Genomic DNA, 25,749 nt, shown 5'->3' on the forward strand with positions numbered 1-25,749 from the left:
CCGCGCACGGTAGGGTGACGAGCATGAGTAAGCAACATGTCAACGATCAGGCAATAGTCCGGAGATTATTGACGACACCTGCGCGGTGGGCGGTCGTAGGACTGAGCGCGAATCCGCATCGGGTGGCGCCCTCCATTGCTAGGTATCTCCGCGATGACCTAGGCATGGAAATCATTCCTGTCTCGCTACGTGCCGAAGATGCGCTTGGTGAAAAAGGCTATGCGAGACTCGATGAGATTCCTGGGCAGATCGAAGTGGTGAACTGTTTCGTCAATTCGCAAAAGGTCGGCGATATTGTGGACCAGGCAATCGAGGTCGGTGCAAAAGCTATCTGGATGCAGCTGGGGGTTATCGATGAGGCCGCCGCTGCGCGCGCCAAGGATGCGGGCCTTGAAGTGGTCATGGATACCTGCCCAAAAATTGAGTATCCGCTGCTCTGAACCATTGAACTAGCGGATGCTAGTCAAACCATATTGATACGGTAAAAGAACCAGCTCTGTCTTACCTCTGAAGGATATTTGATGCCAGATGATTCGCTCGGAGTACTTCATGAGCGGTGGCGTGCTCTCTGTCTGGAGTTGCCCGGAGCTTTTGAAGATTTTCCCTTCGGTGAAGGCAGCGCCGTGTTCAAAATTGCCGGTCGTGATCGCGCAAAAGCCAAGATGTTCGGATTGCTGATGGAACGCGACGGTCAGCTGTTACTGAACTTGAAATGCGAACCAGCGATTGCAGATCAGTTGCGGAACGAATATGAGCAGATTATCCCCGGATATCATATGAGCAAAAAGCACTGGAATTCTCTGCTCCCTGGGCTGGAAACCGAGCACATGAGAGAACTGATTGAAGACTCATATGATCTGGTGATCGAAGGCATGCCCAGGCGTGACCAAGAATTCGTTCGGTTTCAAACCAAAATCTCGGGTGAATCGTTAGACTGACGTATATGTACTTCATTGTCGTTAAATATCAGGTAAAGCCGGAATTTTCCGAGAGCTTCATGTCCCACGTTGCACAGTTCACTGAGGCCACCCGCGCCGAAGCAGGCAACATGTGGTTTGACTGGTCACGCAGTGTTGAAGATGCAAATGAGTACGTTCTAGTCGAAGCATTCCGCGATGACGAAGCTGCTTCGGCTCACGTTAACTCTGAGCACTTCGCTGCTGGACTTGAATCCATGCGTCCATTGCTTGTCCAGACCCCGAAGATCATCTCTCGCAAGATTGATGGCGAAGATTGGGAAGAAATGGGCGAGCTGCAGATCGGCTAGTCCCCAAGACCAAATATCGGCGCGGCCCGTGAATGGAGAAATCTCCACTCACGGGCCGCGTTTTTGTTGTTGCACTGATAAAAGTAGGTTGCATTAGTGCACTACGCGGTGAAGACTCGGCAAGGAAAGCAACCAAACAACTGTGAGGACGCGACTGTGGCTAGAGAACTTGATGTCATCGTTATTGGCTGGGGCAAAGGCGGCAAAACGTTGGCCGGAACGCTGGCACGTGCAGGTTGGCGCGTAGCTATCGTGGAACAGTCGGAAAAGATGTACGGGGGAACGTGCATCAATATTGCCTGCGTGCCAACGAAGATCTTAATTCACGACGCCGAACAGCACCGCGGCAATGGCGCAGATGCCGACTACTTTAATACCGCGGTTGAACGCCGCGATGAGCTCACCGCCAAAATGCGCCAAAAGAACTTCTCCATGCTTGACGACCTGGATTCCGTCTTGGTGCTTACCGGACGGGCCAGCTTCACCGGAGCACACAGCATCAAGGTGGAAGGTGGCGATGAAGTTGTCGAGCTGAGCGCAACTAAAATTATCATCAATACCGGTGCAACGCCGTCCATTCCACCGATCAAGGGCGCCGAGGTCGGTGGTCGAATCCACGATTCGACGACCCTGCAACACGCAGAACTGCCGAAAAAACTCACCGTCATTGGTGGCGGATATGTGGGCCTCGAGTTCGCTTCGATGTTCGCACAGTTCGGTTCGAAGGTCAGCGTCTTGGACCGCGGCGCACGACCGTTGAAACGTGAAGACGAAGATGTCGCCGGTGAGGTAGTTTCTGCGCTTTCTGACGCGGGAGCAACGATCATTTCCTCCGCCAGCGTCACCGCCCTGAGCCAAGACTCTGCGGGTGTCACGGTGTCCTACGAGCTAGATGGGCAAGAGCGCCGGTTGCAGGCGGATGCTGCCTTGCTTGCACTGGGCCGGAGCCCCGCTACGCAGTCGTTAAAATTAGAGAACACCGCGGTGCAGTTGGGTGACAACGGTGAAATCAAGGTGGACAAATACCTAGCTACGCATGCCGAGGGGATCTTCGCACTGGGCGATGTCATCGGAGGAGCCCAGTTTACCTATACGTCGTTGGATGACCACCGCATACTCAAGGACCAATTTTTAGGTGAGGGTAAACGAAACCTTGAAGACCGCGTCGGGGTACCGAACACCATATTCACCACCCCACCACTGGCCCGTGTGGGGTTGAGTGAAGAACAAGCACGCGCGCAAGGGCTGGACATCAAAGTGGCGACGAAAAGGGTTGCAGATATCGCGGCGATGCCGCGCCCCAAGATCGTGGGTGATCCACGGGGAATCATCAAATTTGTGGCGGACCGTAAGACGGACCAAATCCTTGGTGCCGCGCTCATGCACGTAGATTCGCAAGAGGTGATTAACCTAGTTGCGGTGGCCATGCGTGCGGGGATCAGTTCGAGCACTTTGCGCGATTCGATCTTTACCCATCCATCTTCTACCGAAGCGCTCAATGACGTCTTAGGAAGCTTTGACCTGTTTCGTGCCAAACGCTTAGTAAGTACTTTCAGTCCCGTTTGAGCGTCGCTAGCAGCGCCCGCCCCTCGTCAGAAACTTCAGCCGGGATAATGACGTAATCATCTTTGACTTGGATCTTCGCTGAACGAATAGACTTCAGCTCAGTAATAATCCGCTTCAAACTCATCCCAGCGCGCTCCTGCAAATGCCGACCAATAGCCAACGCAGCGAACACCACGGTCAAATGAGCATCAATGGCATCCTCGTCCCGGTGAAACACCGGCCGCGCAGACAAATCGCTCTTCGTCATCCGGAACGACGCCTCGACTTGCCAGAGGTCATGGTATGGATCAAGGACTTGCTGCCCTTTCATCACGGACTGCTCGATGTTCGTGACGTAGCCTTTCAACCCTGCCAGCATTCGTGCTCGCTCAATTCTGCCCTCATCCACCACGGGCTTGTTGCCAGTTGTTTTCACGAATCGGGCTTTACGCATCTGGCTGGTATCTTCGGCGATATCCATGGCGCGGCGTTCCATGAGATTGATGTTCCGGTTATCCCGGACGAAACGCTTCGCAGACCACTGGTAAATCACTCGTCGTTCTCTGCCTTTAGCCCCGGTGCCCATGACTCGCTTCGATTCCAGAATCTGCCCGTTGGCGAAACGGCTTCCTTTCGTATCGAAGTGTTCTTGCAAGTCATAGGGCGCTTTGGCCATGCGTGAGCCAACAATGAATTTGAACCCGGCATCTTCCAACGCGGTCAGATTCGCAGCGGAGAGCATGCCGGCGTCAGCGACGACCACCATGTCGGTGATTCCGTGACGTTGCTGGAAAGCTTGGACGACCGGAACGATGGTGGTGGTTTCGGCTTTGTTTCCGGCAAACATATGCATTTCCAAGGGGAATCCGGCCGGATCAACCAGGAGTCCGACCTGGATTTGAGGGTCGACTCGGCGCTCCTTGCTCATGCCGACTTTTCGCAGGTCATCCTCGTCTTTGGATTCAAAATGCAAAGTTGTAACGTCATACATGATCATCGCGCCGAGTCCCACGGACTGGGTTCGGTAGGCGACCATGGCTTTGGCCAACGCATCTTTGTAATCCAAGTCGTGGCAACGGTGCAAGCTACGGAACAGGGTCCGCAATGATGGGTGCGGGGCCGCGATGTCATCCAGCACTCTGATCGCGTCGGCCTTGGACGTTGGTTCGATCAACCGTGCGAGAACCATGGCGCGAAACCCCTCGTCAGCTAGGACTTCGAAGCCAAGCCGTGCGTAGGCTGCCGTGAGAATTTCCCAGAGTTCCACGGCTGGGGACGCGACAACTTTGGCCGCTCCGACGGTGCCGGTCTTTGGCCTTCCTCGGCCAGTGTTCTCAACGGGTAGCTCGGCGTTTTTGGTCCAGTCGGAGACTTCCTCTAAGGCTGCGGGCTCTTGTTCCAAGTCTCCGAAGTCAAAGGCAAGTTGTCCTGGATGAAGGCGCTGCTTGGCCGTTTGCAGGAGTAAGGCGAGTTCAGCGTCGGTATTTGCTGAGCCAATGTGCTCCACGGAGGTGGTGGCGCGTCCAGACTGATCAACGATTTGCACGGCAACAGCGCCGGATGCGGTGCGGACCTTGCGGATGAAGCGTGAACCCATGGCTTCAGAGTACCGGGAACCTATTTATTAGTAAGTATTTCGGCCTGGTCGTGAAAACAAATAACCAGGTCATCAACCTATTGAGTTTTTCAATCACAAACCGTGGCACGAAACAGGCGGCGATGCCGCGCCCCAAGATCGTGGGTGATCCACGGGGAATCATCAAATTTGTGGCGGACCGTAAGACGGACCAAATCCTTGATGCCGCGCTCATGCACGTAGATTCGCAAGAGGTGATTAACCTAGTTGCGGTGGCCATGCGTGCGGGGATCAGTTCGAGCACTTTGCGCGATTCGATCTTTACCCATCCATCTTCTACCGAAGCGCTCAATGACGTCTTAGGAAGCTTTGAGTAAAAACTCAATGATCCAATGAAATATGGCACCCCGGAATAATTCCGAGGTGCCATATTTTAGTGAATTTTCTTAGTGGGAGTTCTTCTTGCGGCTACGAACTAGCAACAAGATGATTCCGGCCACGATTACTACGCCAGCTGCAATACCGATCCAGCTCGCTGAGAAACCGGTGTCGGCCAAGGAATCATTGTCCCGGGGCTGTTTGCTTGGGGACTCGTTGGTGTCCTTTGATGGGGAAACGCTTGGTGACTGCGAAGGGCTCTGTGTTGGCTCGGCCGTTGGGCTCTGCGACGGCTCTTCGGTTGGTTCAGCGGTTGGTTGTTCAGTCGGCGACGGTGCGACGGCTTCTTCGATGACGGTGAATTCTACCGCGATGTCCTCGTGCTGAACCTGCGAGACTACCAGTGCGTTCTCGCCCAATGTCGCGTCGGCAGGAACAGCAAGCGCGAAGGTTGTTTTGCCATCCGCGTCGGCGGCCGGAATATCGTCAACGATCAGCTCTCCATCAAATGCGGCAGCGGTGAGTTCTGCACCCTCGGTGAGACCGGAAATGGATACCTGCGCGCTTTCGCCGGCAATAACCTTGGTTGGGTCAATTTCTACGGTGGCCCAGTCGGTGCCGGCCAGTGAAGCGCGGCCTAGGGGCGCCGGCGAGACTACATCATGGGATTTGAAGTAGTTGACCGTTGCGTCCAAATCGATCTGGCCGCTATCTGCATGACCTGTTCCATCGGCAAAAGCTGTGAAGTTGTCGCCGCCGGTGGCCAGGAACGCGTTGGCAGATACCTTGAATGTTGCGCTCTCATCAAGTGGTTCACCGTTAAAGGTGATGGTCTTGATGTGCTTGCCAAAAGGGGCTTCTTCGACGTAGGTGTATTCCAAGCCGTCAGAGATTCCCAGGTGCAATTTGGCACGCTCGGAGCCTTCTGGCTGCCACTGCTGCTCCAGGGCTTCACGGATCTGCTGACCCGTCATATCGAAGGTGATGAGCGTGTTGGCGAACGGCTGGACATCCGCGGCAGCCTTGTAGGTCACCGTTCCGTCCTCGCCATAGAGCAAGTCAGCGCGCAATCCGCCAGGGTTCATGAATGCAATTTCTGCTGGCTCACCAGCAAAATCTTTATTAGAAGTGGCCCATAGATGAATGTCTGCCACGGTATTGCCAAGGGTTGATTCGACACCGCGGTCAGAACCTGGCTCCTCGCCGCCACGCAGGATGTCTTCGGAAATCTGGCCGACCGGTTCACTGCCGACTACCTCTGAATCTTCCACAGCCTGATCCACGATGCTCCGCACCTCGGCGTTGGCCTCGAACAACGGCGACCAGTCACCATTGGCGTCTTCTTCGGCCAGTGGAATCAATGCGCTGGTACTCTTCGCGACCTCAAAAGTGGCCGGGTTAATTTCGAGGGAAATCTGGCCAAGAGTTGTTCCGTACTGGTGCGACTGGATGACCGGACGTCCGTCAATATCGCAGTTATATGCTTGGTGGGTGTGGCCGGAGAAAATTGCGTCGACACTGTCATCTACGTCGCGGATCAGTGTTCCGTAATCAGTTTTTTCGCCGGCGATCGCGCCGCAGTCGGTGCTGTCTGAACCGTTGTGAGTCAGCAAGACCAATACGTCTGCTTCGCCGTTTGCGGGATCCTCGTCAGAGAGTTGCTTGGCGACACGGTTTGCGGCTTCCAGCTCGCTGCCGAAGTCTAGGTTTTTGATACCTTCTGGGCTCACCAATGATGGAACATCTGCGGTGACCGTGCCGATGAAGCCCACCTTGATGCCAGCTACATCACGGATTGCATATTCGCGTAAAGCAGGCTCCTTGGTGCCCTTCTCGTAGACGTTTGCTCCGAGGGCAAAGTCAGCACCGTCTTCTCCAGCTTTATCGCCGAAACGTGGGATGACCCGTTCGGTGAGGTCAGCGAACCCGCGATCAAACTCGTGGTTGCCAACGACCGAAACATCTAATCCGCCGGCGGCGAGTGCATCGATGGTCGGGTTGTCTTCTTGCGAGGCGGAAGCGAAAGTGGAAGCGCCGATATTATCGCCGGAAGACACAAATAGCGTGTTCGGGTTTTCGGCTCGTTGCGCATCAACTGCGCCGGTGAGTACCGCAGCGCCTGCCGAATCGCCATCGGCCGCGATGCGGCCGTGAAAATCATTGATTCCCAGCAGGTTGAGGGTGACGTTTTCGTCCGCCGCTGGTGTTGCGGTGGTTGTTGCCTGAGCGGCGAATGCGCCCGTAGTGAGCAGGGACAAAGTGGCTAGTGATGCTAGCCCAGTGTTCCTTATCTGCCTGATTGCAGACATAGGTCCTCCTAGTAGTGTGCGAGTGACATGCATCATGTCTATCGCAAGAAGGTGAACCTGTCGATGTTTTCTTATGAAATTTGTCCATCGTTCGGTAAATTTTTAGGCGGACACACGGTGGGACGCTGTGTTGGCTGTTGATTCGATGGCCTTGGTAAACTACAGCTCATGAGTGAAACTTTGCCGCCGTGCCCAGAATGCGCCAGCGAATACACCTACGCCATGGACACGTTGTTGGTTTGCCCTGAATGTGCCCACGAATGGAATGCGGCTCCCACAGCCGATCAATCGAGCGATGAAGCAAGCGCTGAGATTAAAGATGCCGTTGGTAATGTTTTGCAGGACGGCGATTCGGTCACCATCGTGAAGACCATGAAGGTCAAAGGCGCGCAGAGTGCACTAAAATCTGGAACTAAGGTTCGCAATATCCGACTCACGCCAGGTAGCGGAGACCACGATATTTTTGCCAAAGTTGATGGTTTTGGATCAATGGAATTGAAGTCTTCGATCGTGAAGAAAATCTAGTCTGTTAAACCTATTGGCGATGTGGATCGCCGGCGGTGACGTTTGAACGGTCAAGGGTGCCGGTCACTAGGATCATTGCTGCAGCGATGAACATCAATGAGGACGTTACCCAGCAGGTCGTCGCAATTTCACGTTGCCCAATGTTCAAAGCGAGCAGGAAGACGCAGACGCTGACGGCCAAGATTGATGAGCCGAGCAGTCGTGTCTTCATGGTGCACCAGTTTCTGTAGAAAATCATCGGTCGCGCCCAAGTACATACGCGAAACGCTGGACTAATAGAATTCTGCCACAGTTTGTCTGCTTTGAATATAAAACTTTTGGTGCAACTTTGACCTATTGCCCTCATCCTTTTGTAGGATGCCTACCTCCGAGTGCGGCTTAGAGGCAAGATTTTAGGATCGTGCTGATCGCCGCATGCTCCGCGTTAGTCATCCAAGCATCGTACTTTGCTTTGACCTGCGTCTGCCGCGAAACGTAGGCGCAACGGAACTGTTTGTTCGGCGGTAGCCACGTTGCCGCGTCCTTGTCACCCTTGGAAGCATTGGCAGAACCATCCGAGGCCATTAGATTCAGCGGGTCATTCGCGAATTCGAGCCGAGTCTGCGGATCCCATTTTTGAGCTCCCTTTTGCCAGGCGTCCGATAGTGCGACTACGTGATCGATTTGAACCTTCGAGCTGGTTGTCTGACCGCGCTGAAAATCGATTGATTCTCCGGTATAAGGATCGTGGAAAACACCACTGAGAACTACGCAGTTCACCCGGGCCTGCTTGAACACTACATTTACCAGATCGCGTGCCAAGACATCATTGCGGGCGTCGCAGCCGTTTCGGTCTGGATCCTTCCATCCCTTGCCGAACTGGTCACGCGTGTAGCCTGTTTTTGGGGCGCGACCTTTAATCCTGATGGTCTCTAATTGTTTGAGCGAAGTCGTGAATTCTTCCGGATTGCCCAGCGTGGGAGCTGTAGCTGGCGTAGTGCTTTCGGCCTGAAAATCAGAAAATTCGATGGATCCCAGCGAAGCGCAACCACCCAATGCGAGGGTGCTGGCAAGTAATGCAATAGATAAAGTGCGACGCAACAAGCGCATGCTCGGGTGGTTCTCCTGCTCAAATTAAATTTCGTGGAGATACGCTCCACCCTTTGCACTATATTTTGAGCAACCGACGAAAAGACGCATTCGAAGGCGTGTGGCATTGTGAGATGGCTCCGTTAGCGCGTGCGCAATTCAAACTTCGCACCAGATTGAGCGTCGTAATGCGAATCAAACATTCTGACTCCTATTGTTTAACTTCATCCGATGAAATAATCTTTTCTAGAGCGAGGTCAGGGTGGCTAATTGAGGAGCGATACCGTTGAGAAGAATGCTATCTGTATTGGTTGCATCGATGATGGCCTTGACCGCTTGTACCGGCACTCCAGCCTCCGTGCTGGAGAAGCAAGCAGGCTTAGAAGAGCTCCAGATACGACATGAACAACAGCTCAGTGCCTGGGAAGAGGAGCAGGTTGCAATCGAGACAGGCACATATGTAGAACCGAAGGTTCCTCTGGAAGAGGTGTTTAACGCGGTCAGGGAGGTTGATCTGATTGACGATGAGTCGCTGGATAATGATGGGGTCACGATGGGCCTCAGCAACGCAGGGTATTTTACCGTCGATACCGAATACGGGGCCATGGGGGATGCCCTCGAATTATCGGGTGAACATAAACCAGGAACCTATGGGGTCTTGTTAGCTTGCTCGGGTGAAGGTCAAGTTGAAATCTCGGCTTTCGCTGACGACAAACGGCTCATGACGACGTCACTCCTTTGCGAACAGCCGCTATCCACGGTCAAAAAGAGTTTTGAACTAAAGACATCGGCTGAGTCGCTACGTGTAAATATCGACCCAGAACCAAGCGTCCGAGGCCGGTATGAAATCCATCTTTACGGATAGCCCGCAGTGTTCGTGGGTGAGCTGCGTACCCGAAACTACTGCGGTTGGGTTCTTGGACGCTTAGTTCGCAAGGTCCAGTAGGAGGAGACATGAACGTCTCGCTTGTTTAGCTCCCATCTGTTGGCCATATGCGAAATTGTCTTTGCTGTGGAGCGCTCGGCATGCACCATCACGCTAGTGCTGGTGTTAGGCGGCGCGAGCAAGGAGAAGGCATTAACGAGCACGTCACTGGTTCCAGGATGGAGCCCATTACGATGTACCCAGCGCAACTCAATTCCCGACGGATGGTCAATATCAAATTCACTCTCCGGACCATCAACTTCAAGAAGTGCAACACCCTTGGCATCGCTTCGGAGCATCCCCATGGCCACAGAGACTGCTGGTATCCCGGCCTCGTCTGCGGCGAACACGTAGTTATCGACCCTGCCGCTTAGACTAAATTTCCCGCGCGATTCAGAGATGACCAATGGATCTCCTGGCTTAGCAGTCGCGGCCCATGCGCTGCCAGGACCACCATCACCGTGCAATACGAAGTCGATGGCTAGTTCCTCTGCCTCCTGATCGATCCATCGGATCGTATAAGAACGGGTGCAAGGAACCTGTTCGCGCGGCAGTGAGCGGCGCAAGGTTTTGAGGTCGTACGGTGCGTTGAGGGCAAGTGCCGGATCGGCAAAGAAAACCTTGACGTACTGGTCTGCTTTGCCATTCGGTCGGTATCCAGCAAGTTGTTTGGCGCCAGCGATAACGCGAATCATTTCTGGGCTTAGATTTTCAACACGTTTAACGACGAGCACATGCTGGCCGAATCCGTTGTTAGTAGACGGCGTTCTTTCCCGCTCAGACCGAAGAGATGTATCGCCGATATCGATAACTTGGGGAATCGGTTCCTTTGAGCGCAGGGATTTTCCCAAAACGCGACGTGCCGCGGCTATCGCAGCAGCGGCTCCTGCTTGTTGTGCGGCAAGGAGTAGCTCATCGGTTTGCAGGGCGTTGAGTTCGGCACCGCTACCGCGAGCATTTTTCAGCGCCCGCTTGGCAATTTTAGCCCCAACTTTGGCACCAGATTTTTCTGCCTGGTTCAGCACCTGCAAGGTGAAATGTTCTGGCGCCTCGACGACGAGCTGAGGACCGTACCTACTATGTTTATAGTGTTTAGACATGACCGGTGCCCCCGCTGCTTTTATTTTCCGACAATGCTCTTTCCTTGAGTGTCCGTCACGTCACGCAAGCTGACAAGCCCATGGCTCTTGATGTCTACGGTTATGCGAACCGATAGCGTCAAATCTTGAACTTTGGCCACCTTAGGAAAAGTAGAACAAGCATGATGATTTTGCTGAGTCCCGGCTGAAAGGTCGCTGAGATTGCTAGCCAGAATGAGATCACGTGCCTAGGCTGTAAAAAGGGCGAAAGGAGCATTCCGTGAAAAAAATTCTCATGGTTCTAACTAGCGTTTCCGAAATTGAAGAGACCGGAGAGAAGACCGGGTACAACGTGGCCGAGGCTGCGCACCCATGGAAAGTCTTCAAAGATTCCGGGCATTTTGTTGACTTTGCTTCCATCAAGGGAGGTCAGCCGCCACAAGATACCGTCGATAAAGATGATCCAATCCAGGTGGCTTTCACGCAGGACGAGACTACGCGGGCAGGTTTGTATAACACCGCCCGAATCGACGTTGTCGATCCGGAACAGTACGACGGTGTGTATCTCGTCGGTGGGCACGGCACCATGTGGGACTTCCCAGACAACGAGGGGCTGCAGAAGCTAGTGGGCAGCATCTACGACTCAGGTGGACTGGTTGGAGCCGTTTGCCATGGTCCAGCAGGACTGGTCAACGTGGAACTGAAGAACGGTCTGCGGCTCGTCGAGGGGCGCACCGTCGCAGCATTCACGAATGACGAAGAAGTAGCTGTTGGTAAAGAGAAGATCGTTCCATTCCTCTTGCAGGACAAGCTCGTTGAGCAGGGCGCGACTCATGAGGCAGCCGAGAACTTTGAAGAAAAAGTTGTTGTCGACGAGCGCCTAGTCACAGGTCAAAACCCTGCGTCGGCCGGTGGTGTGGCGAAAGAGATGGAGAAGCTTTTTGCCGAAGCCATTCATCAGGAAAAGGCCGCTGAGCAGCATGACTCCGAGGATCTGCGCGCGGCCCATGACGCCAAGAAATCCTCATCGCATAAGGAACGCGAGGGACACTAACCTCCCGTTTCGTGAGAACTAGCTTCGCGCTTCTCACTTCAGAAGAACCTAGAATATGGTTCGGGGTGGCAGATAATAATTATCTGCCACCCCGAACCATTTTGCATTAATTAGTTGTCAATGGAATCTACGTCTTCGCGGGGGAGCACCATTGACCTGTTTTACGAGACCAAATGTCGTGGTGGTTTCCGACAACAGTTAGGTGCGCGCCCGTTAGAAAGAGGTGGCCGCAAAGGCGTCAAACTGCAATCCAGCCGTGCTGGTATGACCCCAACGCGCGTCGTTACAGTTGAAGCACTGTTCGTGCAGGCTCCTGAGGAGGAAACCATGCGACCTCAACGGATTTCTCAACTGCCCATAGCGTTCGGGCTCGGAATACTTTTCCTTGCTGCCGGTTGCAGCGCAAACGATGGTGAAGGCATGACCGAAAGCTCTGCGCCTCCAGCCGCTACCCAGAGCTCAACCCCGTTACAAGATTCCCCAGCTCCCGTCAGTTCTGCCCCAGCCGGTGCGAGAAGCTCGACGTCGGCGACGAGTGCCAGCCTGACGCTGTTTTACGTAGCGGTAGGCGACGCAGGTAAATCAGGACCCGAAATTGGCTGTGGTGACTCGATAGTTGCTACCGAAACCGGTCCGAAAGAATTCACTAACCAGGTCGAGGCGTCGGTAGCGGCACTGCTTGCGAACGATGCCGAGGAGCTTGGAAGTTCTGGTCTACGCAATGCGTTGACCGCCTCGGACCTCGAATACGTGTCGTCCATGGTGGACGGTGATGTGGTGACGGTCCAGCTAAACGGTACCGTCAGTTCAAGTGGTACTTGTGATGATCCGCGTATTGTCGAACAGCTCAAATACACGGCGATGATCGCAGCGGGTACCGGGGAAGCCGAAATCTTGGTGGAGGGCGAGAAAATTGAAGAGGCGCTCAGTTCCAAATGACCGGTATGCAAAAAACGGTGGTCTTCCTCAAATTGAGGAAGACCACCGTTTCAGAGCAGTAACTATGGCTTAGCCAAAGTACTTGACCATGGTGCCTTCGTGCGCTTCGCGTAGGTCCTCGACAGACACGGTGAATTCACCTTGTACTTCAAGAGACTTTGACTGCGCATCGACGATACCTAAACGTGCCACGGTAACTCCGCGGGCGCTGGTCATGTCGTTGAAGCGAACTTCTTCGCTGCGTGGAACTGCAACCACTGCACGTGACTGTGACTCGGAGAACAAGGTGGTGAAGGAATCCAGTCCGTCACGCTTCTTGATGTCATCCAAGGCCACACGGGCGCCGACGCCGTAGCGCAGAACCATTTCTGACAAGGCAGCTGCAAGGCCACCTTCAGACAGGTCGTGCGCCGCGTCGATCATGCCGTCGCGGCTGGCGTTGATCAGGATCTCACCGAGTTCCTTCTCAACTTCCAGGTCAACCTTCGGAGGCAGACCGCCCAGGTGCCCACGCAGGTTGGCGAATTCCGACCCGTCTAGCTCATCGAAGGTCTTACCAATAAGGTAGATTGCCTGTCCGTCTGCATCCTCGCGCCAGCCCGAAGGGGTGCGACGTGCTACGTCATCAAGCTTGCCCAGAGTCGCAACCACCGGGGTTGGGTGGATCGCAGTGGTGCCGGTCTGGTTGTACAGGGACACGTTACCGCCGGTGACCGGAACGCCGAGCACCTGGCAGGCATCGGACAGTCCGCGGATACCTTCTGCCAGCTGCCACATCACATCAGGATCCTCGGGGGATCCATAGTTCAGGCAGTCGGAGACAGCAATCGGGATCGCACCGGAGGTAGCGACGTTACGGTAGGACTCGGCCAACGCCAGCTGGGCCCCTAGGTAAGGGTCCAGGTAGGTGTAGCGGCCGTTAGCATCGGTAGCGATGGCTACGCCTAGGCCGGTTTCCTCATCGATACGGACAACGCCAGCATCATCCGGGGAAGACAACGCGGTGTTACCGCCGACGTAACGGTCATACTGGCGGGTAATCCACGATTTGTCGCACATGTTCGGGCTAGCGATGAGTTCAAGCACCGCAGCCTTGATCTCATCCCCGGAAGCTGGCAAGTTCTTGCCGGCATCCGAAGCCTTGAAGGTGTCGGCCTGCAGCGCGTCCTGCCACTGTGGGCGTGCGTAGGGGCGGTCATATTCCGGACCGTCTACTGCCACGGTGCTTGGGTCAACGTCTACGATGACCTCACCGTTCCAGGTGATGGTCAGACGGTTATCGTCGGTGACCTCGCCTAGCCAGGAGTATTCCACGGCGTACTTATCCATCACGGCTTCAAAAGCCTTGACGTTATCCGGGGTCACCACAGCCATCATGCGTTCCTGGGACTCTGACATCAGGATTTCGCCTGGGGTCAGGGTTGGATCGCGCAGTAGGACGCTGGTCAGTTCGACGTTCATGCCGCCGTCGCCGTTGGCTGCCAATTCACTGGTGGCGCAGGAGATGCCTGCGGCGCCCAGATCCTGGATACCTTCAACCAGCGAAGCCTTGAACAGTTCCAGGCAGCACTCGATGAGTACCTTCTCGGCAAACGGGTCGCCAACCTGTACCGCTGGGCGCTTGGATGGCTTGGTGTCATCAAATGATTCCGAAGCCAGCACCGAGGCGCCACCAATGCCATCGCCACCGGTGCGTGCACCGAAGAGCACGACCTTGTTGCCCACGCCGGAGGCGTTAGCCAGGCGTAGATCTTCGTGGCGCAGTGCGCCTACGGCTAGTGCGTTCACCAGTGGGTTGCCCTGGTAAATAGGGTCGAAGACAGTTTCGCCGCCGATGTTCGGCAGACCCAGTGAGTTGCCGTAGCTACCGATACCGGAAACCACGCCGTGCACCACACGCTGGGAATCCGGGTGGTCAATTGCGCCGAAACGCAATGGATCCATCACTGCAATGGGGCGTGCGCCCATGGAGATGATGTCGCGCACGATACCGCCGATGCCGGTAGCAGCACCCTGGTGCGGCTCAACAAACGAAGGGGAGTTGTGCGATTCGATCTTGAAGGTGACGGCCCAGCCATCGCCCAAGTTGGTGACACCGGCGTTTTCGCCCATGCCGACCATCAGGTCCTTCTTCATCTCCGGGGTGACCTTCTGGCCAAACTGGCGCAGGTGGTTCTTGGTGGACTTATACGAGCAGTGCTCGGACCACATCACCGAATACATGGCCAGTTCCGCCGCCGTTGGACGGCGTCCCAAGATCTTGACGATCTCGGCAAACTCATTGTCCTTCAGGCCAAGCTCGGCCCAAGGCAGTTCCACCTTTGGGGTAGCTGCGGCGTTCTCGACGGTGTCGATGTTAAATTCTTTGGTGGCTTCTAGGCTCATTTTTTGCCTCCAACAAGGTGGGTCAAAACACTGGTGAAGAACGTCAGCCCGTCGGTACCACGGTGATCTGGACCGAAACCGGCTTCGATGGCGTGCTCTGGGTGCGGCATCAGGCCGACCACGTTGCCCGCTTCGTTGCTGATGCCGGCGATCGAACGGCGCGAGCCGTTAGGGTTCCAGCCCACGTAGCTAAATGCCACGCGGTTTTCGGCTTCGAGCATGTCCAGGGTCTTCTCGTCAGCCACGTACTGGCCGTCCTGGTTCTTCAGCACGATGGTGATCTCCTGGCCGGCTTCGTAGCCGTTGGTCCAGGCGGTCTGATTGTTCTCAACGCGCAACAGCTGGTCACGGCAGAGGAACTTCAGGTGATCATTTTTAATCATCGAACCGGGTAGCAGATGCGACTCGGTGAGGATCTGGAAACCATTGCAGATACCCAGAACCGGAAGCTTCGCCTCCGAATTTGCGGCATCAACAATCTTGTCCATCATGGGTGCGAAGCGGGAGATCGCTCCGGCGCGCAGGTAATCGCCATAGGAGAATCCGCCGGGGATCACCACGGCGTCGACATCCTGCAAATCGGTGTCGGCGTGCCACAAGGACACCGCTTCGGCACCGGCAGCGCGAACCGCACGAGCGGCGTCACGGTCATCGAGGGTGCCCGGGAAGGTCACCACACCGATGCGTGCACCAGACAGTTGCGTAGTTGGCGTTGAGTAGTCGCCAATTAAAGGAAGTTCGGTGCTCATTAGTCTGCGACGACCTCGACGTTGACAACGTCTTCGATAACCGGGTTAGAAAGCAGAGTTTCTGCAGCTTCGCGCGCCTGGGCGAGAATTTCGTCGGTCACCTCGCCATCGACAAAGAGTTCGAAACGCTTGCCCTGGCGGACAGCTTCGAAGGAGGTGAAGCCTAAGCGGGGAAGTGCTCCCGCGATGGCCTTGCCCTGAGGGTCAAGGATTTCTGGCTTGAGCATGACATCTACAACGATGCGGGGCATCCGGCATATCTCCTGTTGGCGAGGTTAAGTTAAATGCCACACGGAGATGCCGTCTCACACCAGGGGGATTTGGCGCTCCGCGAGCTTGCTTAATCAGTCTACCGGGTAAGCGAGAGGTAAAACGCATAGGTGTGTATAAGCACAGTTCTAGCCCGTTATAAGTCATGTGATCTTCGGCTCGTGGGCCGGGCCACCGTAGCTCCCAAGTAAACTAAATACGTGCAAAACTCCAAGGAAACCCGTTGTCCCTGCCGTGAGCTCGACGCCGAACAGCGCAGATATTTAGACTGCTGCCAACGTTTTCATGACGGGCGTGCCAACGGAGAAAATCTGCCACAGACCGCCCAAGAATTAATGCGCTCACGCTATAGCGCCTTTGTGCTGGGGAAAACGCAGTATTTACTTGATACCTGGCACGAAACCACACGTCCTAAGGAACTTGAACTAGATGCCGGTATGCGCTGGTTGGGCTTGGAAATTCATCAAACCCGAGCTGGAGGTCCGGACGCTACACGAGGGGTCGTGGACTTTGAGGCGCATTACGCCCATGGACGTGGACAAGCTAGCCAACGTGAAGTGAGCTCATTCGTGCGCGAAAATGGTGCTTGGTTTTACGTCGATGCCCTATAACGCGCTGGAGGCTACTTGCTTGAAGTGCGAAGAGTTGACAGCATCTGGGTGAGATTACGCTTCTCTGCCAAATCAAATGCGTTGGACCCCGACGGGTCGCTCAGGTGTGGATTGGCTCCGGCTGCTAAGAGCAAACGGACGATTGACAGCGAACTATTTGATCCTTGCCCCAAGGCGATAGCCACATGCAACGCGCTCCAGCCAAGGTCATTAACCTTGTCCAATGGAACGTCATGCTGTAACAAGATCCGTACCGACTCGACCTGGCCTTCTTCACTAGCTAAGAAGAGGGCGGTACTGCCGAGGCGGTCCACACTGTTCACATTCGCTCCGTGGGACAGAGCCGAACGCAGAACTTCTTCTAAGCCCAAAGCACTGGCCTTTAAGAAGGGTGAATCTTGGGAAGAATTTTTTGCATCAGGTAGGGCACCAGCGTTTATCAAGGTCTTTGCGACCTTCTGATCGCGATTGAGTACCGCACGCATCAGCGGAGTGTTCCCCCGTGAATCCTGTGCTTCCAGCTCGGCGCCGGCTTTTAAGGCCTTGCGTGCGGCCTTCGGATTCCGGTCGGCAACCGCCGCATAAAGAGCAGTGGTAGAAGCCGAAAGTGCTGGAGTGCTTCCGGGAAGTTGCTTGAAGCTAGCCGAACCAGAACCGGAGGCCGCGGCGCTGGACAGCGGGGTCACGTCTCCCTGCGTAGCGGAGGTTGTCGGTGATGTTGTTGGCTTAGACCGGTTGTTGGTGACAGTCTTAGTTGCCGCGCTGGCTGGGGCACTAGAAGCTGTGGCTTTTTTAGGTTGAGTGGCAGAAGGCGCTGCAGCTGGGCTTTGAACCGGCAGGCTTGCTGGAGCGCTGGAAGAGGCAGTCGACGGGACGGGCGCAGCTTGAGGAACTGAGGAAGAGCAACTCGTGCATGCTCCGATTACGGCTGCCAAGGGGAGCGCTAGTAATGCGTAACCACGCATTTGAGTGGAATGCCCGTGTCGAAGTGCCATCTTTCCTTTCGAAAATCGGAAGTTTCTGGGTAGTCACCGTAGTTCATACCTAATATCGATCTGCTAGTGAGCATATCGGGGAAAGCTGAAGATTTGCGGTCAATAACCGTCGAAATTGCTTTGTGCCGAACGTTCAGAGAACTTCGGTAAAATCGAAGACACCATGGAATGCCTTTACTTCTCCGCCGACCGTTGCCACTCCTGCACGCAAATGACGGTGCCATACGCTGATCAGCTCCAAGCCAAAGTCGATCACTGCGCCACCTCGCTGGCGCAGTTCCCCGATCTACAATTTTTGCCGCCACAGGCCAGCTCGGAATCAGGATTCCGCAACAAGGCGAAAATGGTGATCTCCGGAACTACCGACAATCCCACCATCGGTATTCTCGACGCCGATGGACACGGCGTTGACCTACGTAACTGCGGGGTATGCGCCCCCGAGTTGCGCGCGCTGTTCCCCGTGATCGAGCGCTTCATCAAGGAACTGAAAATGATTCCTTACAGCGTGCCGAAGCGTAAGGGCGAGCTCAAACACGTCATTCTCACGCTGTCAGATACCGGTGCTGTGATGGTGCGTTGGGTACTACGCACTAAAAAACATTTTGTTGCGCTGCGTGATTCATTACCGCAGTTTTTGGAGCTGCTGCCACGGTATAGCGTTGTCTCGGTGAACTTCCTGCCCGAGCACAAAGCCGTATTGGAAGGCGAGGAAGAAATTATCCTCACTCGTCGCACTACCCTGGAATTCGGTCTTAATGGGGTGCCGATGCACCTACGCCCACAGGGCTTCTTCCAAACAAATACCGAAATCGCCGCGGCGTTGTACCGTCAGGCGCGACAGTGGATTAACGACGCGAACCCGGCCAGCGTTTGGGATCTATATTGCGGTGTCGGTGGTTTTGCGCTGCACTGTGCCGAAGGCGATCGTCGGGTTCAAGGAATTGAAACCAGTACCGAGTCGGTTGCGGCGGCTAATCTTGCGGCCGAAGAACTGGGTCAAGAAAATACGACCTTTACAGCCATGGACGCCACCGAGTTCGCATTAGCTGCAGAGCTAGCGCCGGACGCCGTAGTACTTAACCCTCCGCGCCGCGGCATCTCTGCTGAGCTGGCTCAATGGCTGAATGCTTCCAGCGTGCAACATCTGGTGTATTCCAGTTGCAACACTAATTCTCTGGCCCGCGACTTGGAGCGCCTTGATGGCTTTAGCGCCAAACAAGCGCGGGTGATGGATATGTTCCCACAGACAAATCACTATGAGGTCATTGTTCGTCTGGAACGCATCGCGAGCTAGACGCCGATTTAGCGATCCAAGGTCGCGGTGCGCCTATCAATGCGCAGCATGATCTCGTCAACCATGTGCGGATCGACGCCCGGTTCACGCCTGGCCTGAAGCAGCTCATCACGAGCTGCTGCTAGCGCGGTGGACTGGATCGCGTCTGCCTTGGTGATTACCGCGCGCAACTGTGTGTACTTCTCATCGGTGATCGCATCGTGGGTATCAGGATCCGACAGCAGGATGTTGTGTAGATCGTGCATGCGTCGGGTGACTACATGTCGGTAGTTTTCCGGTAGATCATGCAAATCCATATTTGTCTTCAACGTCTTTACCGCTACATCTTCGGCACGTCGGGCCAACGCCCGGCGTGCCTTTTTGGTCGCTTGGTCATTGTCCCGCAATTTGAGCACGCGCATCAGTACCGGAAGCGTTAAACCGGGAACCACCAGGGTCGCTAGCAACACCGTGCACGCTGCGACGACTACGAAGTTTCTTCCCTCGATAGGTGTGCCATCCGCGGTGACCTTCGGCAACGCCAAGGCTAGCGCCAGCGTCGCCAAACCGCGCATGCCACACCACGTGAGCACCAAGGAGTCTTTTGCCGCGGAGACTTTGTTCATTCCCCGCAAGGTATTTGGCAAGTGATAGGTCCCGAACATCCATAGCGTGCGCACCAAAATCACCACCACACAGATCGCCGCGACGCCGGGGATGAAACGGATTAGGTTGCTGCCTTCTTCTTGGATGACCGAGTTCATTTCCAAACCCATCATTCCGAAGGCCAGACCGGTGGCTAACATTTCGAGTACTTCCCAGAACGCGCGTCGAGTTAGACGCTCCTGGGAGTCCTGTGGGCGGTCGCGCCGCCCAAGTTCTAGGGCCAAAACTACGACGGCGACCACGCCCGAGGCATGGATTTCTTCAGCCAGCATGTACACCGCGTAGGGTGCCACCAAGGTTGCGGCACAACGTGCTGCAAGGTTAGGCACGAAGCGGTTCAATGCACCGACGATCCAGGCCATGATGAAGCCCACGAGTATGGCAAGTGCTGCACCGATCAAGAAGCTTGGGACAAGATTAAATCCAACCTCGGTGCCGTTTAGCATTGCGGTGACCGCAAGCTGGAAGAGCACGATAGCCATCGCGTCGTTAAAGAGACCCTCAGTTTCCAATAATGAGGTGAGCCTGCGTGGCATCTTCACCTTGGTTGCGATGGCATCAACGGAGACCGGGTCAGGTGGTGCCACGATCGCTCCGAGAGCGATAGCTAAAGGAATAGAAAGGAACGGTGCGAAGACGAGCGAGGTAGCCGCGACTGCACCGGCAGTCACCACGATTAACACCACTGCCAGTCGGATCAGTGCTTTCCAGCGCAGCCGGAACACCGACCAAGAGCTTCGTTGCGCTGTGGCGAAGAGCAATGGGGGCAGGAAAATTGGGAGGATCAATTCCGGTTCTATATGCAGTTCGGGGATGAACGGCAAGAACCCTGCCAAGGTCGCCACGATCAACATCAAAATCGGATAGGGCAGCTTGATGCGTTCACCCAGTCCGACAATCAATATAGTGGCGAATAACAGCGCAATGATCAGCAGGAAGAACTCCATAGTCTTCCTATTCTAGTCGCGGCATCTATAACTCAAGGTATTTGCGAGGAAAAATAACTCGTTACCGCAGTCCTTCGCCTAGCAACGGAGCCAGCGAATCCCAGATGCTGATGGCGCAACCATTGTGTCGGTCAAAGTTTGCTTGGACAGGCTGATCCCCAATTTCTCCTTTAACTTTCGCGGTGACCGGTCCACCATAGATTTCGGTGCAAGTTTGTTGTGCGGAGGGTTTGCTGGTGAGTAATTCGGGATTTTTCACCAGTAATTCGCAGGCATCATTGGCGTTCGGAAGTGTGCTGGATTCGGTCGCTCGGGCGCCACGGCACTGAAGATGATATTCGTTGTCCACAGATTTACCATCAAAACTAATGCTGATCTTTAGATCCGCTGATGTGCTAGCGGGAGCGGAAGCCGATTGGGGATTCGACGTCGCACAACCGGCGAGCAACAGCCCGGCCAAAAGCGGTGTTAGACACGCTAAAGCAGAGGTGCTGAGCTGATCTTTGAGTCGTCCCATAAGCTCATTGTGCTCGGCCAACATGGGAGTTTGCTAGTGTTTTGGGGCAATTGGCAGGCTAAGTGCTACCTGCAATAGTTTGGAACGAAGCACATCCGCACGCTGTGCAAACTCTTTTTGCAACCTCACGTACTGCGCCTTGCCCTCGGGAGTTTCGATCCGGATGGGAGCATGACCCCACTTGGCCAAATCATAGGGGGAAGCTTGCATGTCCATGGTACGAATGTCCCATGCAAGCTCAAAGCAGTCCATGACTAAATCGGTCGGTACCGCAGGGCTCAACTTATAGGCCCATTTATAGAGGTCCATATTTCCATGAAGGCATCCGGGCTGTTCAAGGTCCACCTGTGTGTCCCGCGTTGGCTGCAATTCGTTGAGCGGCACCGCTTGAGGGGTGTAAAACCTGAACGCATCAAAGTGGGTGCAGCGAATCTTATGGTTTTCAACCACCTGATCGGTTCCGCTGGCGCCCAAGCGTAATGGCAAGTATTCATGACGGATACCGTTGAGCTCAGATTTGTAGGCCATTGCCCACTCATGTAATCCAAAACAGGAAAAGTTCGCTGGCCGCTGTGCGGTATTGCGCAACAGGATGCGAGCAAATTCGGTGACACGTGTTCGCGACTCGGAGAACTTCTGTATATCAAGTTCTAGGCCAGGTCCGTCAGGTGTTTGTACCGCGCGATAAAATTTCCAATCGGCACGTTCTTGAGCTTCTTCGCCGAGTAAGGCCACACCAATTCCGGGGTGCCAACGGTAAAGCTGGCCCGGCTTCTGCGCGTAATAGGTGAAGAGAAAATCTTCGATGGGATGTTTTGCTCCGGTCATTCGCCGTTGCACAAATGGTTCGCCAAAGGTCCGCGCGCGTTCTTCATGCGCGGCGGCGCGTGCTAGCCACTGCGGGGCTTCCAATGTGGTTCCGGTCGGGAGCATACTTCTAATTATTCAGTTCATTAGCTGACGAAACCAGTTTGGTACGTCAACTCACATCTCGGATAAAGGAGTGCAACATGGAAAACTTTCCCCCGTGGGAACCGCCAATGGGTGGAACCGAGCAAGTGCACCTGCTTGGCATGCTTGACCGGTTGCGAGTCACTTTCAGATATAAGGCCGACGGTCTGGACATTAAGCAGTTGATGTTCAGGCTACCCAGCAGTGAGTTGAGCCTTGGCGGATTACTGCAACATCTTGCGGCCGTTGAGGATGAAAAGTTCACTTACTTCATCGCTCGTGAACGTCCAGAGGTTCTTCTTGAACTCACCGCGGAAGGACGTGACCAGTTTGCGGTAAACCCAAAAGATGACCCCTCGGCGCTTTACCAGCGCTACGACACCATGGTCGCTAAAAGTCGGAGAATACAAGCCGGAGTGGTCGCTGCCGGGGGACTCGATGCACCGTCGGCATTGGAGTTTGAAGGCAGGCACGCCAGTGTACGTCGGGTGATCTGTGATCTGATCGAGGAATATGGCCGGCATACCGGACATGCGGACTTACTGCGTGAGGCTATCGACGGACGAGTCGGCGAGGATGCACCTTTCGACTATCTTCCGGCTTGGTATGCCTGAATCTAGATGTCAATGAATGCACGATAGAGAAAATTTGGGGGCAAGACAGGCGCCCGGTCCGACGTAGTATTGCCCCATGACACACCAGCGTTCAAGCGAAATTCAAGCACCCCCTGCCGAGGTTTTTGCGTGGTTTTCTCGCCCCGGAGCAATTCGCAGACTCCTGCCGCCCTGGCTTCCGCTGAAAGTAGTAGCCGAAGCCGAGTCGTTACGTGACGGAACGGCGGTGCTGGGATTGCCAGGCGGTCTGCGTTGGTTCGCCCAGCACCAGCCAGATGGTTATATTCCAGAACGAAAATTTGTCGACGAAGTAGAACCGCAAGGTTTGCGAGCCATCGCCACACGGGCGGTGAACTGGAAGCATGAGCACCTCTTCGAACCTGCCGACGGAGATGCGACGACGGTTATCGACCGTATCAATTCGAATCTTCCTGCCCGCCAGACTGCGCGCATGCTTGCCTATCGTCATCGTCAGCTCGGCGCAGACTTTGCCGCCCACCAGCGAGCCGCCGCCGCAGGGCTGAAGCCATTGACCATCGCGGTGACCGGTTCAAGCGGAATGGTCGGGGAAGCATTGTGTGCGTTCTTATCCACCGGCGGGCATCGCGTAATCAAGCTAGTGCGCGGCACCCCGAAGTCTGCCGATGAGCGACGTTGGGATTCGATGGCGCCGGCGGATGACTTGCTTGACGGGTGCGACGCGGTGATTCACCTCGCTGGAGCTAGCATCTTTGGCAGGTTTAGCGACAAACACCGTCAGGCGATTGAATCCAGTCGTATTGAGCCGACACAGGCCCTGGCCGAACTTGCTGCCCGAGCAAACGTGTCAACGTTCGTCAGCGCCTCTGCCGTGGGAATATATGGTGCAAAGAGTGGGCCCGCCCCGGTTGATGAAAAGTCGATCCCGCAACCCGTTGGCTCAGATTTTTTAGCCGACGTTGTTCAGCGCTGGGAACAAGCAGCCGGTGCCGGAGTATCCTCGATGCGCCGAGTGCAAATCCGTACAGGTATTGTGCTCAGCCCCCGCGGTGGCATGCTTGCGGTGCTTCGGCCAATCTTCACCGCCGGACTCGGCGGCCGACTAGGTACTGGTACCCAATGCCTGTCGTGGATCGGTCTTGACGATCTAGTAGATATTTACCACCGGGCTTTGTGGGACACGCAGCTTGATGGTCCGGTAAATGCTGTGGCACCTCACCCGGTGAACAATATCGAATTCACCAAGGCTCTGGCCAAAGCAGTGCGCCGTCCAGCCATCATTCCTGTGCCCGCGGCAGCGCCGAAGCTGCTGCTCGGTACGGAAGGTACCCAGTTGTTGGCCTTGGCGGACCAGCGGGTAGTCCCGCAGAAGCTGTTGGATACTGGACATGAATTTCGGCATGAACACATTGAACTGGAACTGGCCCACTGCCTTGGCGGGAACTAGCTGAGTTCTACTGTTTAAACACTAAGCTCCGCGTCATTGGGCATTTCTGCCCAATGACGCGGAGCTTAGCTGACGACGGACCAGTAGGTCCTTGGGTTTTAGCCCATGTGGATCGCGCCGAAGAGCACGCCCGAAGCGAGCATGACCAGGCTTACCACTGCCGCACGCCACAGCACCTTCTTGTGGTGATCGCCCAAATCCACACGAGAGAGCGAGACCAGCAAGAGAATTGCCGGGACGAGCGGAGATTGCATGTGCACCGGTTGTCCGGTGATGGAGGCGCGAGCCATATCCACCGCTGGAACTCCGAAGTGCGCGCCGGCCTCGGTGAGGACCGGAAGAATACCAAAGTAGAAAGCGTCGTTACTCATCAAGAACGTTGCCGGGATTGAAATCAAGCCGGTGATGACCGCCATGTATTGGCCCAGCGAGTCAGGGATAATATCGACCAGCCATAGACTCATCGCGTCAACCATGCCGGTTCCGGAGAGTACACCGGTGAGCACCGCGGCGCCGAGCACCATGGAAACTACGGCGATGATTTCGCTTGAGTGTGCGGCGATCATCTTCACCTGGTCATTGACCTTCGGGAAGTTCACTACTAAAGCGATCGCGGTACCGATCATGAACAGGTAAGACAGTGGCAACACGTCAACAATGAGCAACACCATGATCGCTACGGTGAGCGCCAGGTTGAAGTAGAACATCTTCGGGCGCAGGGTATCGCGATGTGGATCGAGCACCGTGCCGTCCATGGTGGCCGCTTCCGAGCCATCACCCTTGCGGGCCACCGATTCAAGCACGGACACGGACGAGCCCGAAGGCGAGGCGTCGGTGCCGCCCTGACCGCCCTGGGGGCCGGTCAGATTTCCGCCACCGAAGCCGGTGCCCCAGATCTCTGGGCGGTCGCGTTGCAACCGGCGGCGCTCAGCCAGACCCAGCTGCCAGGCGAAGATTGCGATCACGATCAAGGCAATACCCAAGGACGGGAGCATTGGTACGAAGATGTCTGCCGCGTCAACGCCCAAGGCGGCCGCAGCGCGGGCGGTGGGGCCACCCCAAGGAACGATGTTCAGGGTTCCGTTGGTCAAGCCGGCCACACAGGTCAATACGACCGGGCTCATGCCCAGACGCTGGTAGATCGGCAGCAGTGCGGCGGTGACCACGATGAAGGTCGTTGAGCCGTCGCCGTCCAGTGAGATGACGGCAGTGAGCAGGGCGGTGCCGATGACTACCTTTGCCGGGTCGTTGCCCACAAGCTTCTGGATTCCCGAGACCAGACGATCGAAGAGCCCCACGTCGATCATGATGCCGAAGTACATGATGGCGAACATAAGTAGAGCCGCGGTGCCCGACATGTCCTTGACCGCGTCCATGATCATGTCGCCCAGGCCAAAGCCTGCGCCGGTGAAAAGGCCAAAAATGGTGGGGACAAGAATGAGCGCCAACAGTGGCGTCATTTTTTTGGTCATGATCAGCACCATGAAGGTGATGATCATGAGGAATCCGAGAGCAACTAACATTGCGCCGACCTCCTGAAGTGTGTGGCATGTGATGATGCCAGCGGGGGTGCGGGCACTGAACTAAACTACGTGGCGGTGCTCACGTTAGGCGGGTTGAAAGTCTTGTGATCCCTTTAGGTTTTTAGAATCTTTTTGCTCATTAAAATCGCTGACGGTT

General features: G+C 55.3%; 26 protein-coding genes. 13 read left to right on the plus strand and 13 right to left on the minus strand.

Features of this window, described 5'->3' with window-relative positions; genetic code table 11:
• Positions 1-23: 23 nt before the first annotated feature.
• The 4 genes from ACX5K5_RS01400 to ACX5K5_RS01415 all read left to right on the plus strand — a co-directional run bounded on the left by ACX5K5_RS01400 (position 24) and on the right by ACX5K5_RS01415 (position 2,833).
• Complete coding sequence (locus tag ACX5K5_RS01400) at positions 24-440, plus strand: CoA-binding protein (RefSeq protein ID WP_096256242.1); 417 nt, start codon at positions 24-26, stop codon at positions 438-440.
• An 81-nt stretch (positions 441-521) separates the two neighbouring features.
• Entirely contained in the window at positions 522-938 is a 417-nt protein-coding gene (locus tag ACX5K5_RS01405; protein WP_459174899.1) for an MmcQ/YjbR family DNA-binding protein, read from the plus strand.
• A 5-nt stretch (positions 939-943) separates the two neighbouring features.
• Positions 944-1,267, plus strand: a complete 324-nt coding sequence (locus ACX5K5_RS01410) for a putative quinol monooxygenase (RefSeq protein ID WP_170947849.1) — start codon at positions 944-946, stop codon at positions 1,265-1,267.
• Positions 1,268-1,423: 156 nt separating this feature from the next.
• A complete protein-coding gene (locus tag ACX5K5_RS01415; protein ID WP_459174900.1) occupies positions 1,424-2,833 on the plus strand; it encodes an FAD-dependent oxidoreductase in 1,410 nt (469 codons plus the stop codon).
• Here the strand turns inward: ACX5K5_RS01415 and ACX5K5_RS01420 are convergent.
• A complete protein-coding gene (locus ACX5K5_RS01420; RefSeq protein WP_459174901.1) occupies positions 2,820-4,409 on the minus strand; it encodes an IS1634 family transposase in 1,590 nt (529 codons plus the stop codon). The two genes, ACX5K5_RS01415 and ACX5K5_RS01420, sit on opposite strands and share 14 nt — an antisense overlap.
• 50 nt (positions 4,410-4,459) lie before the next feature.
• Between ACX5K5_RS01420 and ACX5K5_RS01425 the strand changes: the two genes are divergently transcribed.
• Positions 4,460-4,765 (plus strand): oxidoreductase dimerization domain-containing protein, encoded by a 306-nt coding sequence (locus ACX5K5_RS01425; RefSeq protein WP_459174902.1) that lies wholly within the window; start codon positions 4,460-4,462, stop codon positions 4,763-4,765.
• A 69-nt stretch (positions 4,766-4,834) separates the two neighbouring features.
• On the opposite strand, the gene ACX5K5_RS01430 is transcribed toward ACX5K5_RS01425, so the two are convergent.
• Positions 4,835-7,075, minus strand: a complete 2,241-nt coding sequence (locus ACX5K5_RS01430; protein ID WP_459174903.1) for a 5'-nucleotidase C-terminal domain-containing protein — start codon at positions 7,073-7,075, stop codon at positions 4,835-4,837.
• A 168-nt stretch (positions 7,076-7,243) separates the two neighbouring features.
• On the opposite strand from ACX5K5_RS01430, the gene ACX5K5_RS01435 reads away from it, so the two are divergent.
• Positions 7,244-7,600: a zinc ribbon domain-containing protein YjdM gene (locus tag ACX5K5_RS01435; protein ID WP_096256237.1), complete on the plus strand. Its 357-nt coding sequence runs from the start codon at positions 7,244-7,246 to the stop codon at positions 7,598-7,600.
• A gap of 10 nt (positions 7,601-7,610) precedes the next feature.
• On the opposite strand, the gene ACX5K5_RS01440 is transcribed toward ACX5K5_RS01435, so the two are convergent.
• Complete coding sequence (locus tag ACX5K5_RS01440; protein WP_096256236.1) at positions 7,611-7,811, minus strand: hypothetical protein; 201 nt, start codon at positions 7,809-7,811, stop codon at positions 7,611-7,613.
• Positions 7,812-7,978: 167 nt separating this feature from the next.
• Positions 7,979-8,689, minus strand: a complete 711-nt coding sequence (locus tag ACX5K5_RS01445; RefSeq protein ID WP_443446854.1) for an HNH endonuclease family protein — start codon at positions 8,687-8,689, stop codon at positions 7,979-7,981.
• 274 nt (positions 8,690-8,963) lie between these two features.
• On the opposite strand from ACX5K5_RS01445, the gene ACX5K5_RS01450 reads away from it, so the two are divergent.
• Entirely contained in the window at positions 8,964-9,533 is a 570-nt protein-coding gene (locus ACX5K5_RS01450) for a hypothetical protein (protein ID WP_443446853.1), read from the plus strand.
• 35 nt (positions 9,534-9,568) lie between these two features.
• Here ACX5K5_RS01450 and ACX5K5_RS01455 read toward each other — a convergent pair whose 3' ends face one another.
• Positions 9,569-10,693 (minus strand): siderophore-interacting protein, encoded by a 1,125-nt coding sequence (locus tag ACX5K5_RS01455; RefSeq protein WP_443446852.1) that lies wholly within the window; start codon positions 10,691-10,693, stop codon positions 9,569-9,571.
• A gap of 259 nt (positions 10,694-10,952) precedes the next feature.
• On the opposite strand from ACX5K5_RS01455, the gene ACX5K5_RS01460 reads away from it, so the two are divergent.
• Positions 10,953-11,726, plus strand: coding sequence for a type 1 glutamine amidotransferase domain-containing protein (locus ACX5K5_RS01460; protein ID WP_096256232.1), 774 nt, complete (start codon positions 10,953-10,955; stop codon positions 11,724-11,726).
• A gap of 327 nt (positions 11,727-12,053) precedes the next feature.
• The gene (locus ACX5K5_RS01465) at positions 12,054-12,665 is read left to right on the plus strand and encodes a GerMN domain-containing protein (protein WP_459174904.1); all 612 of its coding nucleotides are present in this window, start codon (positions 12,054-12,056) and stop codon (positions 12,663-12,665) included.
• A 69-nt stretch (positions 12,666-12,734) separates the two neighbouring features.
• Here ACX5K5_RS01465 and purL read toward each other — a convergent pair whose 3' ends face one another.
• The 3 genes from purL to purS are packed head-to-tail and all read right to left on the minus strand — an operon-like array spanning position 12,735 to position 16,050.
• Positions 12,735-15,050: a phosphoribosylformylglycinamidine synthase subunit PurL gene (gene purL / locus ACX5K5_RS01470; RefSeq protein ID WP_346059672.1), complete on the minus strand. Its 2,316-nt coding sequence runs from the start codon at positions 15,048-15,050 to the stop codon at positions 12,735-12,737.
• The gene (gene purQ, locus ACX5K5_RS01475) at positions 15,047-15,799 is read right to left on the minus strand and encodes a phosphoribosylformylglycinamidine synthase subunit PurQ (protein WP_096256230.1); all 753 of its coding nucleotides are present in this window, start codon (positions 15,797-15,799) and stop codon (positions 15,047-15,049) included. The genes purL and purQ overlap by 4 nt, the downstream gene beginning before the upstream one ends.
• A complete protein-coding gene (purS, locus tag ACX5K5_RS01480) occupies positions 15,799-16,050 on the minus strand; it encodes a phosphoribosylformylglycinamidine synthase subunit PurS (RefSeq protein ID WP_105677800.1) in 252 nt (83 codons plus the stop codon). The genes purQ and purS overlap by 1 nt, the downstream gene beginning before the upstream one ends.
• 219 nt (positions 16,051-16,269) lie before the next feature.
• Here purS and ACX5K5_RS01485 point away from each other — a divergent pair, with 219 nt between their 5' ends.
• The gene (locus tag ACX5K5_RS01485) at positions 16,270-16,680 is read left to right on the plus strand and encodes a YchJ family protein (RefSeq protein ID WP_096256228.1); all 411 of its coding nucleotides are present in this window, start codon (positions 16,270-16,272) and stop codon (positions 16,678-16,680) included.
• Positions 16,681-16,691: 11 nt separating this feature from the next.
• Here ACX5K5_RS01485 and ACX5K5_RS01490 read toward each other — a convergent pair whose 3' ends face one another.
• Complete coding sequence (locus ACX5K5_RS01490) at positions 16,692-17,366, minus strand: ankyrin repeat domain-containing protein (protein WP_170947848.1); 675 nt, start codon at positions 17,364-17,366, stop codon at positions 16,692-16,694.
• Between the two features lie 472 nt (positions 17,367-17,838).
• Between ACX5K5_RS01490 and ACX5K5_RS01495 the strand changes: the two genes are divergently transcribed.
• Positions 17,839-18,969 carry a methyltransferase domain-containing protein gene (locus ACX5K5_RS01495; protein WP_459174905.1) on the plus strand — a complete coding sequence of 377 codons (1,131 nt, stop codon included), beginning with the start codon at positions 17,839-17,841 and terminating at the stop codon, positions 18,967-18,969.
• 8 nt (positions 18,970-18,977) lie between these two features.
• Here the strand turns inward: ACX5K5_RS01495 and ACX5K5_RS01500 are convergent, their stop codons facing one another.
• The 3 genes from ACX5K5_RS01500 to ACX5K5_RS01510 all read right to left on the minus strand — a co-directional run bounded on the left by ACX5K5_RS01500 (position 18,978) and on the right by ACX5K5_RS01510 (position 22,011).
• Positions 18,978-20,561, minus strand: a complete 1,584-nt coding sequence (locus tag ACX5K5_RS01500) for a cation:proton antiporter (RefSeq protein WP_096256226.1) — start codon at positions 20,559-20,561, stop codon at positions 18,978-18,980.
• A gap of 61 nt (positions 20,562-20,622) precedes the next feature.
• Positions 20,623-21,102: a hypothetical protein gene (locus tag ACX5K5_RS01505; protein ID WP_188686179.1), complete on the minus strand. Its 480-nt coding sequence runs from the start codon at positions 21,100-21,102 to the stop codon at positions 20,623-20,625.
• Positions 21,103-21,111: 9 nt separating this feature from the next.
• Positions 21,112-22,011 carry a 3-methyladenine DNA glycosylase gene (locus ACX5K5_RS01510; protein WP_459174906.1) on the minus strand — a complete coding sequence of 300 codons (900 nt, stop codon included), beginning with the start codon at positions 22,009-22,011 and terminating at the stop codon, positions 21,112-21,114.
• A 77-nt stretch (positions 22,012-22,088) separates the two neighbouring features.
• Between ACX5K5_RS01510 and ACX5K5_RS01515 the strand changes: the two genes are divergently transcribed.
• Together ACX5K5_RS01515 and ACX5K5_RS01520 are read left to right on the plus strand one after the other, a co-directional pair.
• Positions 22,089-22,643 (plus strand): DinB family protein, encoded by a 555-nt coding sequence (locus ACX5K5_RS01515; protein ID WP_096256223.1) that lies wholly within the window; start codon positions 22,089-22,091, stop codon positions 22,641-22,643.
• Positions 22,644-22,719: 76 nt separating this feature from the next.
• The gene (locus tag ACX5K5_RS01520; protein WP_459174907.1) at positions 22,720-24,069 is read left to right on the plus strand and encodes a TIGR01777 family oxidoreductase; all 1,350 of its coding nucleotides are present in this window, start codon (positions 22,720-22,722) and stop codon (positions 24,067-24,069) included.
• A 98-nt stretch (positions 24,070-24,167) separates the two neighbouring features.
• Here ACX5K5_RS01520 and ACX5K5_RS01525 read toward each other — a convergent pair whose 3' ends face one another.
• The gene (locus tag ACX5K5_RS01525) at positions 24,168-25,592 is read right to left on the minus strand and encodes a CitMHS family transporter (protein ID WP_096254045.1); all 1,425 of its coding nucleotides are present in this window, start codon (positions 25,590-25,592) and stop codon (positions 24,168-24,170) included.
• Positions 25,593-25,749 lie beyond the last annotated feature (157 nt).

The sequence above is a fragment of the Glutamicibacter bergerei genome (genome assembly GCF_054495185.1).